Source organism: Shewanella sp. TB7-MNA-CIBAN-0143 (assembly GCF_040310065.1).
Lineage (GTDB): Bacteria > Pseudomonadota > Gammaproteobacteria > Enterobacterales > Shewanellaceae > Shewanella.
In genome coordinates this window covers 26,011-43,015 of the sequence record NZ_JBEOPL010000032.1, presented here as the reverse complement: position 1 = coordinate 43,015, position 17,005 = coordinate 26,011, and the positions used below count along the sequence as shown (strand labels likewise).

The window sequence follows — 17,005 nt, the reverse complement described above, 5'->3', positions numbered from 1 at the left end:
ACTAACGTAACGGGCTTTTTTACGTCTGCAATTTATAGTGTAGAGTTTGTTATTGGCCAAAACATGACAGCAGTTTGATGTGGTCAAGTAAAACTGTACACAAACAGGGGGCGTTTTTATGCTGCCATTTCGGCAGCGGCTGGCGTCATATAATTGTTATAACTATGACCACGTTTTGTATTGTAATGCTTTATACCATTTACATTAATTAATTGGTCAATTCTGTCCACCGTCTAGAACATAGTTGAATCACCCTTTCCGGCTCTGCAATAAATCGATTCCATGCAATGGAACACTGCTCAACAATATCGTCATATCCACTAAAACAACGATTAGCTAGTTCATTCTGACGAAGCCATTGTTACACTTGTTCTATTCTGTGGAATAGGGGGAGCTTAAGTGATAATTGAGCGGGTCTACCTGGATTATGTTTATCATCGAGGCTGCTAATGCCATGAGTTAAATAGCTATCGCGTAGTAGCTAACATTATCATCTCAAACATCGTGGATTAGTAAAGCTTGAACGTGAGAATTTACGTCAGTAACAATTGCAATACACCGTGATAGCCGAGAGCCTGCAGGAGCGAGAACGATGCTGGCTAGCTTAATCAGTTGGGTAAAAAATGTTGGCCGTTATAAGGCTGCGAGATTAATGAGAGATGCAGGACTCATCAGTAGTCAATTCAGGAAGCATCGTTACAAGATAGCGAATGATGAGTCTACAATCGCGTCTAACTTGTTAAAGCGGCTGTTTAACGTTGACGACATAAACTGGGTTTGGTTTGGCGTGCGGATGTGACGTACGTTTGGTCTGAAGCCAAATGGCTCTACTTAGCTGTATGATCTACACATAAATTGATTAGATTGGCTAACTTGCCTGAAAAAACTGCAATTGAGCACTTTATGATAAAAAGTACTTTACCTTTGGTGGTGGTTTTAGCATAATGCCCCTCGTCAACAGGGGTGTAGTTCCAATTGGTAGAACAGCGGTCTCCAAAACCGATGGTTGCGAGTTCGAGTCTTGCCACCCCTGCCAAATAAAATAACGGCTTGCATAGAAATATGCGAGCCGTTTTCAATTGTGTAGAATATAACTTAGAAACAGAAAGTTTAACATCTGTACTCCTGTTATTACCCCTTTGTCCCTTTTGTAATTTATATTTTTAGACTTATGAGTATAAATTTTTTGTTTCTCTATATATGGGCTTTCTTGTTCCTGTTTCACTTTCATTGTTGCTAAGAGCAGCCTGACGTTTCTGAGTTAGCCTGTTGTTTTTTCATTGGTGATGGAAATGCTTGTCGCTCTTATGTGCATTTTTATTTAGTTGACTACTTCATGTCATCCTCATTATGCCTTTATTTGTTTCTTATCCATTTTCCTTGGAAAACGATTAGTTCAGTAGAACTCTGCAAAGCCTAGGTTTGTAGTTTTCTGGATTTTTTCGACAAATTCTCGAACTACTGTCTGTAGTATTTTCGATTTATGTACTGAATATTCTGATGTTTTATGGATAATTCACTACGGAGAATTAACATTATGCGTTAATCCTCCGTAGCTTTTTCTTAACGGAATATCAGGGGGGGGTAGATTTATACTGTTAGTGTATTTAAAAGTAGTAGTTAACCATGTTAACCATGGTTAGTTTGCTCATGCTTACAGTATCTAATGGCACTCTAATAAGTATAGGGGCCATTACTTTTACTGAATCATGAAGTTCATTTACGGCTTAAAACTTATAATCGAAGTTATAGCGCATACCGATCATAATTTGATCATCAGTCTCTTGGTATTCAAAGTGTTTTTTCTGATATTCGATGAAGGTACTGAATTTCGATGTTTTATGCCATTCAAAGGTGGTGTTATAGGCATTATAATTACCTGAGGTGATATTGTTGCCACCATCATCGTATTTAGATATCCCCAGTTTAATTTTATAGGTTTCATTGATGAAGTAGCTTGCGACTATATCAAGAGTTGAACCATCGGCGATGTCTTTGTCTATGCTTTGATAAGCAGCAGCTAGGTACAGTGACTCAAAGTTTTTAGCTAAGGTGACACCTACGGTATTTTCATCTGTACCGTCTTCTAATTCTTTAGTGTAAAACGCTGCGGCTATGTAGATTAGGTCGGTTTTGTAACGTAAACCGGTGTTAAAAAAATCACTCCCATCACTTCCTTTGTTACCATCGAATTGGGCATCAGCAGAAAACAAAATATCGCCGAATTGCTTTCTATAGGTCACTAGATTGTTAAGTCTAAATGGACTTGCACTGTCATAGGCTATTGGGGTTCCTGAACGATTGAAAATATCGACGGGATCGTAAATGATTTCTTGTGTTACTGCTTGCTTACCAATAGCAAACCGACCTAAAAAACCTTCGATTCCGACATAGGCTTTTCGTGCATCGCCAAAGTCACCATCATTTCTTATATCAACTTTAAACTCGCCTTTAGCAAAGGCCATTAGGCCATCTCCTAATTGGTATTCCGTCGCAAAACCAATCCGTGAGTTAGCATCTCCAACATCCCACACATCGTCTGAATTGGTATGGGTAAGACCGAATGTCGGACGTAAAGAACCATAAAAATTAAACTGGGTATCTGAAAGCAAAGATAACTCACTGTCTTGGGTTTCAAGCGTGGCGAGCCTTTGCTGAATTTGTTGTAGTTCAGCTCGTAACTCCTCATTAGTATCGGTGTTGCTATTAGCTTGAGTTGTGAATATAGGAGCCGCAAAGCTCAGCATAATAATTGCCGACTTTAGTTGGGACGGTTTCATTTATGTTTCCTTACATAACAACTACTAGTGTTCTGCTAATGGTTTGGTTACCGATTAAACAGTACTGCTAGTAGTAAGGATGTGCACTTGTGACAGTGCGTGAGCAGGTGCCTAGCGACAATGCAAAAGCTCCCACATATTTACTGCAAACAGGGACGCCTGTTTGCAAAGTTTTAGTGTTGTATTGCCCTCATCAATCTCGCCAAAGCAGCAAGTTTTTTGATTAAAGGACTTTTTTGACTAGAGAATTGTCGAGGCCATTTTTCGGCGTAAGTAAGCAATTTGCTGCATGTGGGGCAAGTCTTTAGGGCAGTTATCTTGGCAACCTAACAGCGTCATGCAGCCAAAGACTCCATCTTGATTACCGATAACATGGTAGAAGTCATCTGCGCTGCGGTTGTCTCTACTATCCATTTCGAAACGGGCAATTTTCATCATGCCTACTGCGCCCACAAAGGTGTCTCGCATTTGTTTGGTGGCACATGCAGAGACGCAGACACCACATTCGACACAGCGTTCCAATTCATATATCCGCGCGGCTTCTTCTGGTGCCATTGGATTTTCTAGGCGATGCATGTCTTGATCGTCCGGTTTAGGATGTAACCAGAGCTTTAATCGCTCGGCTAATTCACGCATAAATTTCCCGGTGTTTACCGACAGGTCACCAATCAGTTCAAAGCCAGGTAGAGGCATTAAGGTGATTTCACCATCAGGGTAATTTGCCGTTAAGGTACGACAGGCAAGGGTTGGGAAGCCATTAATCACCATGGCGCAACTGCCACAAATACCTGCTCGGCACACAAAGTCGAACTGTAACGAAGTATCTTGTTGTTCACGCAATTGATTTAATGCGATAAATACTGTCATACCATCTGTTTCGGTTAATTCATAACGTTCCATTTTTGGCTTATCTTGGCTATCTTGCGGATCGTAGCGGAAGATATTAAAGGTGATTTTTCGGCTCATAATGATTTATTTCCTACCGGTTGAGATGGTATGACTGCTAATGTATTGCTAAGACGTTCATTAGCTGGTTGTAGATGGCTCGGTAGCGTATATGGCATCAATGCTTGCTGCAGTGCGTGCCTATCTGGGGCGTCGCCAAGTTCTGCCGTTATTTTGTTTATTTCTTGAGTTCGTTTCTCTGTATCGGGATGGGCTATGTTGTTATCGTTGCCGTAACCACGGTATCCAGGAGGTAACTCCATTTTCATTACATCGAGCTTCTCATAATGTAAAACGGGTTCTAATGACTCGTCATTTGGCCAGGTAGCCAATGTACGGTTTAGCCAATCTTTATCATTGCGTTGTGGATAATCTTCTCTAGAGTGGGCTCCACGGCTTTCGGTGCGTGCAGCAGCCCCACAGGCTACCGTTAAGGCTACTTTCAACATTCTGGTGACGCGCAGAGCTTCAACTAATTCAGGATTTGAATGACGTTTTTTACACTTAAGTCCTAGATTTTTTGCGCGTAGAAGTAATGCTTTAAGCTCGGCTATAGCCTTGTCTAGTTCAGGACCATTTCGAAAGATGCCGACGTAATTCATCATGATACGTTGCATTTCTTTTTTTATGTCGAAGGGGTTCTCTGTACCTTTACCGTCGACTAAGTTATCGATTTCATTTTGCAATTTATCGAGAAATTTTTGGGTAAGGGCAGTATCAATTTCTAAGGCATTTTGTTCACAAAAATCGGCTACATACTTACCGATGATCATGCCGCCTACTACGGTTTCTGCCACAGAATTACCACCTAAACGATTAAAACCATGCATATCCCAGCATGCAGCTTCTCCAACACTAAATAGTCCTTTAAGTTGTGGGCTTTCACCGGTGGCATTAGTACGAACGCCGCCCATAGAATAATGCTGGGTAGGTCTTACAGGGATCCACTCTTTGCAGGGATCTATTCCAAGAAAATATTCACAAATTTCTTTAACTTCGCGCAGATTGGTTTCAATATGCTCACGACCTAAAATGGTTATATCTAACCAGAGATGTGGCCCGTAAGGACTGTCATCTCCTTTACCTTTGCGAATATGTTCGGTCATGCGGCGAGATACCACATCACGTGAAGCGAGTTCCTTTTTCTCTGGCTCGTAGTCTGGCATAAAGCGATGACCGTCTTTATCGCGTAGTATGCCGCCGTCACCGCGACAACCTTCAGTGGTAAGAATTCCTGCTGGGACGATGGCTGTCGGATGAAACTGTACCGCTTCCATATTGCCTAATGTCGCGACGCCAGTTTCGAGTGCTAACGCTTGGCCTATACCTTCGCAGATAGTGGCATTAGTCGATATTTCATAAATTTTGCCGTAACCTCCAGTCGCAATCGTAGTTGATTTAGCCACATAGGCGCGCAGTTCTCCGGTCACTAAACAGCGTGCAATGACTCCGTGGCAACGCTTACCATCATGGATCAGTGATAAGGCTTCAATCCTTTCGTGTACCGGAATGCCCATCGATATAGCTTGGTTATCTACCGCATACAATAATGAGTGGCCAGTACCATCGGCGGTATAGCATGTTCGCCATTTTTTGGTGCCGCCAAAATCTCGAGCATTGATGAGGCCATGAGCTTCTTCTGCTTCATGTAACGTCACCTTTTTTGCATTCATTATCACATCGCGTGGACCAGCAGAAATTCTAGACCAAGGCACTCCCCAGTTTGTCAGCTCACGTATGGCTTTGGGGGCACAATGGGCAAACATACGTGCCACATCTTGGTCACAGCCCCAGTCAGAGCCTTTTACCGTATCCTGAAAATGTATGTCTTCGTTGTCACCCATGCCTTTAACTGTGTTGCCAAGGCTTGCTTGCATACCGCCTTGAGCTGCCGCGGAATGTGAACGTTTTGCCGGAATAAGCGATAATACCAGTGTGTCTAGGCCGCGTTCTTTGGTGGCAATGGCTACTCTAAGGCCTGCTAGCCCGGCACCAATGATTAATGAGTCTGTATAAATAAGTTTCAAAATCAGCTCCTTATCTAATAATCTAGATAATGTGTATGAATTTCTATTACGCCCCTGCGATAGATGTAATGCACCTATTCGTCAGAGGAGGATCTGTGTGTTGAGGCTTAGCCTTGCTATTCAGGGGGGGGGGCTCATTTTGTTATTCACTCTGGCTGTTTGTTGCCAGGCAATCACACTTAGCGTCCCCCTTAACATGACTATTACTTCGGAATAAACGGCTGAACGGGTAGTGTTAGTTCACTTCCAATAGAGATGTAGGTAATGAGGCTTAATGAACCTAAACAAAGTAAATAGATCATTAACACTTGGGCAATGGTGCGTATGAGAGAACGATTATTGCTCACTCCCCATTTTAATATCACTCGGTATAAGCCAATTAAGCCATGTACTAATACAACCGGAAGGAATACCACATACAAGAGCCAGGCATGTCCGTTATAGACGCGGTCGGCTGAGAGGTGTGGACCAATTTCAGGATCCAAAATCATGGTTGCAAGATGTGCTGAGACTAAGAAAAATAAGATGAATCCAGTAATCATTTGCCAATACCAAGCACGAGTGTCTTTATGCTTTATGTTGGACATAAAGCCACGAAGTGCACGCCACTGGCCAAGTTGTACCGGAAAACGACGTAATGCTAGTGCCGCGTGAACGACGACGATAACTAAAATAAATACCGAAAAGATTTGTGTCACTAGTGGCCAACCGTGACCAGTAGCGCTAAACATGCCACCTTCAAGTACTTGCACGAAGCGATAGAAGGTTTCTTTACCTAATAAAATGCTTGCCTCAAAATGCATATGCACTAATAAGAAAGCGCCCAGTAAAGCACCCGTCAAACTCTGTAAACAGTCGGCTCTAGCTGACCAAGCTTGTCCAAATGGTCCACCATTGATGGCGGTTGGAACACGCGTTTTTTCTGACATTAATTCACCTCTCATAAGGTTTGTTATGATGTAAATGCGTAAGCATTACCCCAAAACAAAGTCTCTATATAAAGATTAAAAGAACAGGGTTAATCCATTTCCTGCATTAGCCCTTCGATTACTTTGTTTAACATTGAGCTACATAATCATGCCGCCAAATAAGAACGCTAACGCGACACTGGTAGCAATTGTCACCACACCAGGGATGAGAAATGGGTGGTTAAATACTGCCTTGCCAATCCGAGTTGAACCGGTATCGTCCATCTCGACAGCTGCCAGCAGTGTTGGATAAGTAGGTAATACAAACAGAGCACTTACAGCAGCAAAAGAGGCAACAGCAGTTAAAGGGCTCACACCAATGGCTAAAGCCGCAGGCATCAGGGCTTTAGTGGTGGCGCCTTGTGAATAGAGCAGCATGGAAGCGAAGAACAGGGTTACCGACAATAGCCAAGGCTGACTTTGCAATAAGGTTCCAGCAAGGTCTTTGATTTCATCAATATGGTTTGCAACAAAAGTATCCCCTAACCACGCAACGCCTAGCACACAGACACAGGCAGACATACCTGACTTAAAAGTGGCAGCATTAGAAATTTCGCTAGCGTCTAATTTACAAAAAATCGTAATTGCTGCAGCAGCAGTTAGCATAATCACCATGATGGCTGAATCGCGAGGCAGTACCGGATTAACAATTAATCCCACTTTGTCGGAAATCGCAGTGGCATAAATCATCACAGCCGCAATAGCCATCAAAAAAATCACCACTGAACGTTTAGCACCATCTTTAATGTTTATTTGGGTAGCACCGCGTTTTTTGATTAATCCTTTGGCCAAACGGTCTTGGTAGATAGGATCTTCTGCGAGCGGTTTACCCATTAAATTGGCTACGACGGCCCCGACCATACAAGCGAGAAAAGTCGAGGGGATACATACAGCTAATAGGACTAAATAGTCCACTCCAAAAGGTTCTAGGATGCCAGAGAAGAACACTACGGCCGCTGAAATAGGTGAGGCGGTAATGGCGACTTGAGATGCTACAACTGCGATAGATAGAGGACGAGATGGACGTATGCCTTGTTCTTTGGCGACTTCAGCAATAACAGGTAAGGTTGAGAATGCTGTGTGGCCCGTTCCAGCAAAGAGTGTCATGAAATAAGTGACGACAGGTGCTAGAAAGGTAATTTGTTTTGGATGTTTACGTAGTAATTTTTCTGCCAGTGAGACGAGATAGTCCATCCCACCCGATACTTGCATGGCCGCAATGGCGGTGATCACCGACATAATGATTAGTATTACATCAATCGGGATCGTCCCTGGTGTAAGTCCAAGTCCAGCAGTCAGTATCAGCACTCCGACACCGCCAGCAAAGCCGATCCCCATGCTGCCCATTCTTGCACCTAGGTAAATAGCCCCAAGCACGATAATTATCTCTAATATAATCATAGTATTAACTCTATTATGTGTTAATTGGCATAGCCTGTATAAATGTCAGTTTTGCACAGGCTTATTGTTGAATAATTGAGTTTGAGTTGGGGGAGGACTCCCCCAACTCCACTGGGCTACACTTTGGCTTTGCTGGTATTTCGTTTAGCCTGATACTTAGGATGCATCAGGTTTTCAACGGAGAGGATTTCATCGAGTTCTTCAACTGTTAGTAAGCCTCGTTCTAGCACCACTTCACGAACATTTTTACCCGTTTGGGCACAAATCTTTCCGATAATGTCGCCTTCATGGTGACCGATGAACGGATTAAGATAGGTAACGATGCCAATTGAATTTAATACATGATTCATACAGACATCAGGATTGGCTGTGATCCCTTCAACACACTTCTCACGCAGTGCGATACAGGCATTCCCCATAAGGCTTAGCGACTCAAACATCGCCTGGCCAATGACAGGTTCCATTACGTTAAGTTGTAACTGGCCGGCTTCTGCAGCCATAGTGATCGTAATATCGTTACCGACAATTTTAAAAGCGACTTGGTTAACCACCTCTGGGATCACAGGGTTGACCTTGGCAGGCATGATTGAAGAACCGGCTTGTAATTGAGGCAAATTGATATCATTGAATCCAGTGCGTGGACCTGATGAAAGCAAGCGTAAATCGTTACAGATTTTGGACATTTTAATGGCCATACGCTTAATTGCGCTGTGCAGCATAACGTAGGCGCCACAATCCGATGTCGCTTCAATCAAATCTTCTGCTGGTACATATTCACGTCCAGTAATTTCAGCCAAATGTTTAATGGCTAATGAGGAGTACCCTATTGGAGTGTTTAGACCAGTACCAATAGCCGTTGCGCCTAAATTCACCTCAAGTAATAATTCTTGGCAACGTTTAATCGATTTAATTTCTTCGCGTAGTGTTACAGCAAAAGCGTGAAACTCCTGTCCTAATGTCATAGGCACTGCGTCTTGTAACTGAGTGCGGCCCATTTTTAATACGGTCTTAAATTCTGTAGCTTTAGTGTCGAAGGCACTGATGAGATCGGTTAATGCCTCTAATAAAGTATCTGTGCTGTTGACCAATGCAATTCTGAAACCTGTAGGATAAGCATCATTAGTGGATTGACACTTATTAACATGGTCATTAGGGTTGATGACATCATAGCGGCCTTTTTCTAGCCCCATGAGTTCCAATGCAACATTGGCTAATACTTCATTGGTGTTCATGTTGACCGAGGTACCAGCACCGCCCTGATAAACATCTACTGGGAATTGATCGACAAATTGACCTGTAGTGAGGATCAAATCGCAGGCTTCAATAATTTTATTCGCAATCTCAGGACTTACAGCCCCTAATTCGCTATTAGCCATGGCCGCCGCTTTTTTTGTTAGCATCATGCCTCGTACTAATTCAGGTGCGTCTGAAATTTTTTGATTACTTAATTTAAAGTTTTCCATTGCACGTAATGTGTGAATGCCATAATAAAATTCATTAGAAACTTCTTTAGTACCCAATAAATCTTCTTCGATACGTGTGCTATTAGTGTTTTTCATTTCTATCCTATTAAATCCTGTTAATAGTAAGATATATTTTCGACCTGGAGCTATGGTATGTGTATATAAGCTTAAATTGCATATCAAAAATAACTCTTCGAAAATATTAAGGAGAACTTTCTCCTTAACTATTGGGAGGGAGGTTACCCCTTAAGTGGTATTTTAATATAGATGAAGATCACTTATTTGTATCTGGTTATAGATTTTGTTTCGTAGTTAGATAAACATCTCAACTGAATTGATTTGTGTGATCTATTACTATTTGATCCAAACTGTATGTTGAATTGTTATTTTTTGTTAACTTATTTTTGATGCTAAAAGTGTTTCCTAATAAAATTACTGCGTCAATTGAAAGTGTATTTAGTTATTTTTTTATTTAATTTTTTATTTAGATTTTCATTTGGTTTTAGTTGTTAAGTTTAGTGATAACTATCACGGTGAGAATTTAATAATAGTGCACACTTGTGAAGTGTTTATTATTAATAAAAGGAAGTTAGTATGATTTTTTCTATACGTAAGCTCTTGCTATCGGTTACCTTAGGGTTATTTATATCCTTTGCGGTGCAAGCGCTTCCACAGGTTCGAATTATTGCCACAGGTGGAACCATTGCTGGTGTGGGCCAATCGGCTACTGAGTCAAATTATCAGTCTGGAGAAGTGGGAGTTGATAGCTTAGTAGCAGCTGTGCCGGAGATAAAGCAGCTTGCCGATATTCAAGGTGAACAACTCGTTAAAATCGGTTCGCAAGATATGAACGATAAAGTTTGGTTAGACTTAGCCAAACGGATTAATATTTTACTGGCGGATAAAAATGTCGATGGAATTGTGATTACCCATGGCACTGATACTTTAGAAGAAACTGCTTATTTTTTGAATCTAACTGTCAAGAGCGATAAGCCTGTAGTGCTGGTTGGTGCAATGCGTCCATCCACTGCTATGAGTGCCGATGGACCTATGAATCTGTATAATGCAGTCGCCATTGCCGCGAATCTAGAGTCTAAAGGCAGAGGTGTTTTAGTCGTAATGAACGATACAGTGCTTAACGCCCGCGATGTAACGAAGACTAATACTACTGGAGTACACACCTTTGCTGCGCCTAATTTTGGCCCGCTTGGTATTATTCATAACAGTAAGGTTGAGTATATGGGCAGAACGGAACGTCAACATACGACTCAAACCCCTTTTAATATCAGCAAGCTCGATATTTTACCAAAGGTAGGTATTGTTTATAACTACGCTAATGCTAGTGATTTACCTGCTAAAGCTATGGTTGAAGCGGAGTTTGATGGCATTATTAGTGCGGGTGTAGGTAACGGCAACATTTATCACTCTGTATTCGATGCACTCATTAAGGCGAGCAAAAAAGGCATATTGGTTGTCCGCTCTAGCCGTGTACCGACCGGTGCCACTACTCTAGATGCTGAAATAGATGATGCCAAATACGGCTTTGTTGCTGCTGGTAATCTTAATCCACAAAAAGCCCGTATTCTGTTGATGTTATCGTTAACTCAAAGTAAAGATCCTCAACAAATCCAGCGCTGGTTCCAGCAGTTTTAGGTACTAGCTGAGGCACAAAACACTAGGTTAAATCTACATTTTATGAAGCCAGTAGTCAGCCCTACTGGCTTTTTTTATGTACTTTATTCTCGTTATAGCGTCTATTATTCCTAATAAAAATCACATAACACTCTCTACAATATGCAATGCCTGTAGTGCAGCAGTCTTAATATTCAGTAACCTAGTTCGTACACCTTGGTTAACGCTATTTATAAATATTTTATTAGGATGCCCCCAAAAAAAATACGAGATAAGCCTAAGTAACAATTAATAAATATTAATCTGAACAGAGTAATCTATTAAAGTACTCGAGGGTAATGCAGGTAGTCAGCGATTATCTGCATATACTCATTGTCTAAATGGGTAAAAAGATGAGAATGTGATTGGTAGTGTTAATCGTGAAATTTATTAGTAGATAAAGCGAAAGTTGTATTTAACTAAGCGTTAACTACTAACTTATGCACGAGTTAAATAAATCATTTAAGTTGTTTTTGATTTTAACCGTCATTACGCGAATTAAGCTTTAATGTTAGAAGTTAAGGGTGTCAATCAGGCGTTGTTAATTAAAAATATGAGTCGGTTACTTCTCATCTTACAAATGCATAAAATAAGCATCCGTAATAATTGCAGCAGCTGTGATAATTTAGATGCTTTTAAATTAACTTAATTCCTTCTCAAACTAAATGAGTTGTGAAAACGAAATGTTTTTACATGGTCTTATTCATGATTTTAAACTCTTAATAAATAATAAATTAAATGTATAGCTGGTTTTTTGATTTTTGATTTTTATTTGTTTTAATTAAAATAAATCCATATGAAGTTACCATAAATAAAAATTGCATCTAATGTTTTTAATATCAGCAAAGAACTTTGATAGCTAATCCACCCAAAGAGGTTTCTCTATATTTAGAGTTCATATCCTTACCTGTTTCCATCATTGTTTCGATGACTTTATCAAGAGATACGAGAGGATCTGAAGAACGACGTAATGCCATACGTGCAGAGTTAATCGCTTTTACTGCGTTAATTCCATTACGTTCAATGCAAGGTATTTGCACCCTTCCAGATACTGGGTCGCAAGTCAGTCCCAAGTTGTGCTCCATACCAATTTCTGCAGCGATACATACTTGTTCAGGACTACCTCCCAATAACTCAACAAGCCCTGCAGCAGCCATTGAGCACGCAACTCCAACCTCTCCTTGGCAGCCAACTTCCGCTCCTGAAATGGAAGCATTCTGTTTAAATAACCCGCCAATAGCTCCAGATGCCGCCAGAAAACGCATATAGTCTTTCTCGGTAACTCTATGGATAAATTTGTCGTAATAAGCAATTACTGCTGGGACAATACCGCAAGCCCCATTGGTAGGTGCTGTGACAACCCTGCCTCCAGATGCATTTTCTTCGCTCACTGCAAAAGCAAACATATTGACCCAATCAATAACAGCCATAGGGTCATTAGAAGTAGATTCAGAAGCCACAAGTTGTTGGCAAAGCGCAGCGGCACGTCGAGGGATCCGCATTGGTCCTGGTAGTACCCCTTGGGTATTCATACCGCGATCCATAGATTCACGCATCGTTTTCCAGATATGAGTAAACTGAGCTTGAATATTACCGTCTGGGCGCAGCGATTTTTCATTTTCTAACACTAAAGAGCTAATCGATAATCCTTCAGCTTTACAATGTTTAATCAATTCTTCAGCTGTAGAATATTCATAAGGAACTTTTACTAACTGTTCCTCTTGTTTGCCGAAATGTTCTTCATCAACAATGAATCCTCCTCCGATAGAATAGTAAGTCTTGGAGAGCACTTTCTCGTTTTCTATCCATGCATGGATCTGCATGCCATTTTCGTGCAGTGCTAAATTTGTATTATGGAAGTGAATGCTTTTATTGTGAGGAAAAGACACCGTATGACAGTGCATGCCTACAGGAAGCCTTTCACTTTTCTCCAGCCGTGCAATAAAACCGGGGATACTTTCAATATCGACGTCTTCCGGTAGATTACCCGCTAGACCCATAATAATGGCTATATCTGTGTTGTGTCCCTTACCTGTGAGTGACAGTGCGCCATATAAATCAACAGTAATTCTAGTGATATCTCGAAGCTTGCCTTTCGAACGTAACTCATCGATAAACTCTTTTCCTGCTTTCATTGGTCCGCCGGTATGAGAGCTTGAAGGTCCAATACCCACTTTATAAATATCAAAAACACTAATCATATTGATTCCTTTGCAAAAGCTTCTATACCTAGAAGCTTTTGTCATAGTTTATGAATGGATAGAGCTGTTAAAATATGTCGTAAAGAACAGAGCTAATAGCAGCTAAGCCGCATATAACCGTAAAAATTTGAACAGGAAGTGATGTTTTATACTTAGCCATTGCAGGAACTTTATGCATCGCAAAAACGGGCATTAAAAATAGAATCGCAGCAATCATAGGAGCGCCCACAGCCTCAATCATGCCTAAAATACTTGGGTTAACGATAGCAACCACCCATGTAGACAGCACAATGAAAGCAAGTGATGCTTTTTCAATGATATTTACTGAAGCAGTCGTCCGGCACTTAATCACCCCTACCAGACCTTCGTGCGCACCAAGGAAGTGGCCAAAATAACTGGAGGTAATTGCTGTAAACGCCACAATAGGGCCCATTAGAGAAATCATTGGAGATTCATGTTCATTGGCCAGGTAAGACAGGATAGAAATATTTTGTTCTTTAGCTAATAGTAGCTGTTCCGGTGACAAAGATAGCACCACTGAAAATACAAAGAACATAACAAATCCCATCAACATCAACGCAGCACCACCTGTAATAGCGTCAGTTTTTTCTACTGCATTTTGGCCATACTTTCGACGTTGCTCTTTCGTGAACTGACTGATGATAGGGCTATGATTGAACGAAAAGACAATAAGAGGAATCGATAGCCAAATAATCGATGGCATAGATGACCATTCAGGCGATACTTCCATCATCGAAGTATTCCAGTCTGGGATTAGATAAATCGATAGTGCCAGCAACAGAAAAACTAATGGATAAACTAGAATAGAAGTGACTTTCAGCATAAGTTCTCTACCAAAAACGACACCGGCCGTCATTGCCAGAATCAATCCTCCAGATAATATCCAGCGTGGAATTGATGCTATACCCATCTGGTTTACCATAAAGGAATCTACGGTATTAGTGATCCCCACCCCGTAAATTAGAACGATAGGAAAGATAGCAAAAAAATAGGCAAAGGAAATCAGGTTGGCACCTGTTTTACCAAAGTGCTCCTCAACTGTGTCGGTAATATTCGATTCTGGTTTCGTTGACGATAGCACAAACCGAGCCAGAGACTTATGGGCGAACCATGTCATAGGAGCAGCAATTAAAGCTAAAATAACGAGAGGCCAAAAACCACCTGCTCCAGCTTTAATAGGAAGAAAAAGAACTCCCGCCCCCACAGCTGTGCCAAAAAGAGAAAGGCACCAAGTAAAATCTTGATAGTTAAATCGACTCTGATCTACAGGTAAGAAGGAGTCATTCGTTAATGTTCTTGAGCTCATATTAATACACTCACAATATTGATAATAATTGATTCGACAACGGTTCTGTCTCAGATTTACCCATAGGGACTGAATCATATGGCTCTTGTTCTGCAAATATTACGGAATCCCGTTCAGTTCAGAATAATGTGCTCTGAATCAACTATCTTTGCATGCCAGTCCAATGTGTAACTTCTAATTTCATTACCACTTTTTGTTAGGTTCTAAACTCGCGAATATACTTATAAATTGCGTGGCGAGTTATTCCTAGCCGTTCTGCAACCGTGTTTGTTGCCTCTTTAAGTTCGAAAATTCCGTTTTCAAACAGCAGTTTGGTTATGGCTTTATTCTTCCCTTTCAAGTTGATTTTTTCGTCGTTTTCAACTTGAATAATTGCATTCTCAAGCGCTTTTTCAATTAATTCAGTTGGAGATGAACTAAAGTTCTCATTAACACCGATTGAAGCGCTTGCCGTCTCGGGCATTAATGTTTTAATGATTTCGGTAAATGGGTAGGATAAGTTGGCATTAACACAAAATAATCCTATTGGTTTTTCATTCTCCCCAGCGAGTACGCATGTTGTCGATTTCAGTAAAGATCCGTCTTTGATTCTAGTGAAATAGCTTTTTGGTGTCGCATCTCCTGTTTTCTCAAAAGCACGAAGCATTTTCAGACCCATATCGGTAATTGGTGAACCTACGGTTCGGCCGGTATGATGTCCGTTGACAATTTTAACGACGGAATGCTCGAAGCTTTCGAAGGAATGGACCACCACTTCACAATGAGGCCCTATAAATTCCGCGACGGTTTCTGCCAATCGGAAATTGGATTTCATAAATTCTTTGTCTTTATCTGTAAACACAATATTGAATGATTTGTATGCGTTCATAGTCATGTAAATACCACTAAAGTTAACTAAAATTGGCCTTAATTGACCATTTATATACTTTTAATGCAATTAATCGTTCGAGCTGATAAGACGTATAAGACAATAATGGCCAGATTGAGTCAATAGGATAGTTACATATAGTTAATTATTGTGATCCAAATTACTATATTGGTTATCTTATCGCTTATTTGGGTTACATATAGTTAGCTTTATAGTTTGTGAACACAAAGATATTAATCTCTAGATATATGATGAATTAAAGTTAAAAAAATTTAACTGTCACCTTTCAGCTTGCATCGAGCCCAAAACAGACAGCAAACTCTGGAAGGCTATTTCTATCGATTTTATTGAGCGGATAAATTTTGATTAGATTTATTGTGAATCTACATCTCTTTAGAGGATCAGCTATCTGGGAGTCAGTAGTTGTCTAAGATGAGTGGAATCTCACCTGTTAGGGCTAAATTACCTTAAACCTTATTTAGTTAACTGTTATGCTTGTTGAAGTATCCTTGTTTTTGAGAGTTCGATGGATAAATCTGCTTTTTTAGATGCGATGAATATTACTCGCTGGCTCAGTGCTGATAAACCGTTAAAGCCTTACTTAGTGTTGCATGATCTCGATGCCGATTTATCTGATCAAACTTTTATCCATGATGTATTGCGTTTATTAAACGTTGATATTGAACAGTGCGAGTTTGATTGTGAAATGATTAAAGGACCACAGGTGATATGGGATATGCGTAAGACAAAAGTTCGTCCTCGTGTTGCTTGGGTTGTAAGTGCGCCGCTAACAGACCTTCATGCACTTGTGGATGAAAAACGTCATTTATGGCAGCAAATTTCTCAACATTTAGACAAAACCCAGCAATTAAGTAAAGGCCTGACCAATGAACAACACTGATGGTCACTTAATTGTCCCCCTTGGCGTTGAGCATGTTACTGCAATGGCGAGTATTGAAAATCAAGCTCATATTCATCCTTGGTCAGAAACTGGCTTAAAGGAGTGTTTTGGGCCTTTATATCGCGTTTTGGGCATTAAGCTGCAAGATGGTTTGTTGGGTTTTGCGATAGTACAGCAAATTATAGATGAGGCGACGTTACTCGATATTTGTGTAGCACCAGATAAACAAGGCTCAGGGTTTGGCTCGTTATTAATGCAGCAATTGATTGATGATGCGAAAGATGCGGGTGCAGTTGTGCTGATGTTAGAAGTTCGTCAGTCAAATGAGGCTGCAAAATATTTATATGAGAAAGTTGGTTTTATTGAGTCAGGCAGGCGTAAAAATTATTACCCTACAGATGATGGTTATGAAGATGCCATTTTAATGGATTTGGCATTGAGTTAATTTTTTGC

Annotated in this window: 12 protein-coding genes, 1 tRNA gene and 1 pseudogene; 4 read left to right on the top strand and 10 right to left on the bottom strand. The window is 40.7% G+C overall.

All coding sequences use genetic code 11. The features are described 5' to 3' along the window. Window positions 1–208: 208 nt before the first annotated feature. A pseudogene (locus AAEY97_RS19900) lies at window positions 209–361 on the bottom strand (IS630 family transposase); the annotation flags it as partial. Between the two features lie 598 nt (window positions 362–959). Here AAEY97_RS19900 and AAEY97_RS19895 point away from each other — a divergent pair. Continuing rightward, a tRNA-Trp gene (locus tag AAEY97_RS19895) sits at window positions 960–1,036 on the top strand. Between the two features lie 691 nt (window positions 1,037–1,727). Here the strand turns inward: AAEY97_RS19895 and AAEY97_RS19890 are convergent. The 6 genes from AAEY97_RS19890 to aspA all read right to left on the bottom strand — a co-directional run bounded on the left by AAEY97_RS19890 (window position 1,728) and on the right by aspA (window position 9,680). Continuing rightward, a complete protein-coding gene (locus AAEY97_RS19890) occupies window positions 1,728–2,780 on the bottom strand; it encodes a porin (RefSeq protein ID WP_162023790.1) in 1,053 nt (350 codons plus the stop codon). 240 nt (window positions 2,781–3,020) lie between these two features. Further along, window positions 3,021–3,746 carry a fumarate reductase iron-sulfur subunit gene (locus AAEY97_RS19885; protein WP_011636162.1) on the bottom strand — a complete coding sequence of 242 codons (726 nt, stop codon included), beginning with the start codon at window positions 3,744–3,746 and terminating at the stop codon, window positions 3,021–3,023. Continuing rightward, window positions 3,743–5,752: a fumarate reductase flavoprotein subunit gene (locus AAEY97_RS19880; protein ID WP_162023789.1), complete on the bottom strand. Its 2,010-nt coding sequence runs from the start codon at window positions 5,750–5,752 to the stop codon at window positions 3,743–3,745. The genes AAEY97_RS19885 and AAEY97_RS19880 overlap by 4 nt, the downstream gene beginning before the upstream one ends. A 203-nt stretch (window positions 5,753–5,955) precedes the next feature. Then, the gene (locus tag AAEY97_RS19875) at window positions 5,956–6,681 is read right to left on the bottom strand and encodes a fumarate reductase cytochrome b subunit (protein ID WP_123883716.1); all 726 of its coding nucleotides are present in this window, start codon (window positions 6,679–6,681) and stop codon (window positions 5,956–5,958) included. A gap of 138 nt (window positions 6,682–6,819) precedes the next feature. Next, window positions 6,820–8,121: an anaerobic C4-dicarboxylate transporter gene (locus AAEY97_RS19870; protein ID WP_162023788.1), complete on the bottom strand. Its 1,302-nt coding sequence runs from the start codon at window positions 8,119–8,121 to the stop codon at window positions 6,820–6,822. Window positions 8,122–8,237: 116 nt separating this feature from the next. Then, a complete protein-coding gene (aspA, locus tag AAEY97_RS19865; protein ID WP_192114321.1) occupies window positions 8,238–9,680 on the bottom strand; it encodes an aspartate ammonia-lyase in 1,443 nt (480 codons plus the stop codon). A gap of 498 nt (window positions 9,681–10,178) precedes the next feature. Between aspA and ansB the strand changes: the two genes are divergently transcribed. After that, on the top strand, window positions 10,179–11,237 hold the full coding sequence (gene ansB / locus AAEY97_RS19860) for an L-asparaginase 2 (protein WP_351000982.1): 1,059 nt from the start codon (window positions 10,179–10,181) through the stop codon (window positions 11,235–11,237). Window positions 11,238–12,094: 857 nt separating this feature from the next. Here the strand turns inward: ansB and AAEY97_RS19855 are convergent. The 3 genes from AAEY97_RS19855 to AAEY97_RS19845 form a co-directional block, all read right to left on the bottom strand. After that, window positions 12,095–13,456 (bottom strand): L-serine ammonia-lyase, encoded by a 1,362-nt coding sequence (locus AAEY97_RS19855; RefSeq protein ID WP_162023785.1) that lies wholly within the window; start codon window positions 13,454–13,456, stop codon window positions 12,095–12,097. Window positions 13,457–13,523: 67 nt separating this feature from the next. Beyond that, window positions 13,524–14,783 carry an aromatic amino acid transport family protein gene (locus AAEY97_RS19850; protein ID WP_162023784.1) on the bottom strand — a complete coding sequence of 420 codons (1,260 nt, stop codon included), beginning with the start codon at window positions 14,781–14,783 and terminating at the stop codon, window positions 13,524–13,526. Window positions 14,784–14,979: 196 nt separating this feature from the next. Next, window positions 14,980–15,657 (bottom strand): helix-turn-helix transcriptional regulator, encoded by a 678-nt coding sequence (locus AAEY97_RS19845; RefSeq protein ID WP_162023783.1) that lies wholly within the window; start codon window positions 15,655–15,657, stop codon window positions 14,980–14,982. A 520-nt stretch (window positions 15,658–16,177) separates the two neighbouring features. Here AAEY97_RS19845 and AAEY97_RS19840 point away from each other — a divergent pair. Then, on the top strand, window positions 16,178–16,552 hold the full coding sequence (locus AAEY97_RS19840; protein ID WP_101088692.1) for a hypothetical protein: 375 nt from the start codon (window positions 16,178–16,180) through the stop codon (window positions 16,550–16,552). Then, the gene (rimI, locus tag AAEY97_RS19835; RefSeq protein WP_351000976.1) at window positions 16,539–16,997 is read left to right on the top strand and encodes a ribosomal protein S18-alanine N-acetyltransferase; all 459 of its coding nucleotides are present in this window, start codon (window positions 16,539–16,541) and stop codon (window positions 16,995–16,997) included. Before AAEY97_RS19840 ends, rimI begins: the two co-directional genes overlap by 14 nt. Window positions 16,998–17,005: the final 8 nt, after the last annotated feature.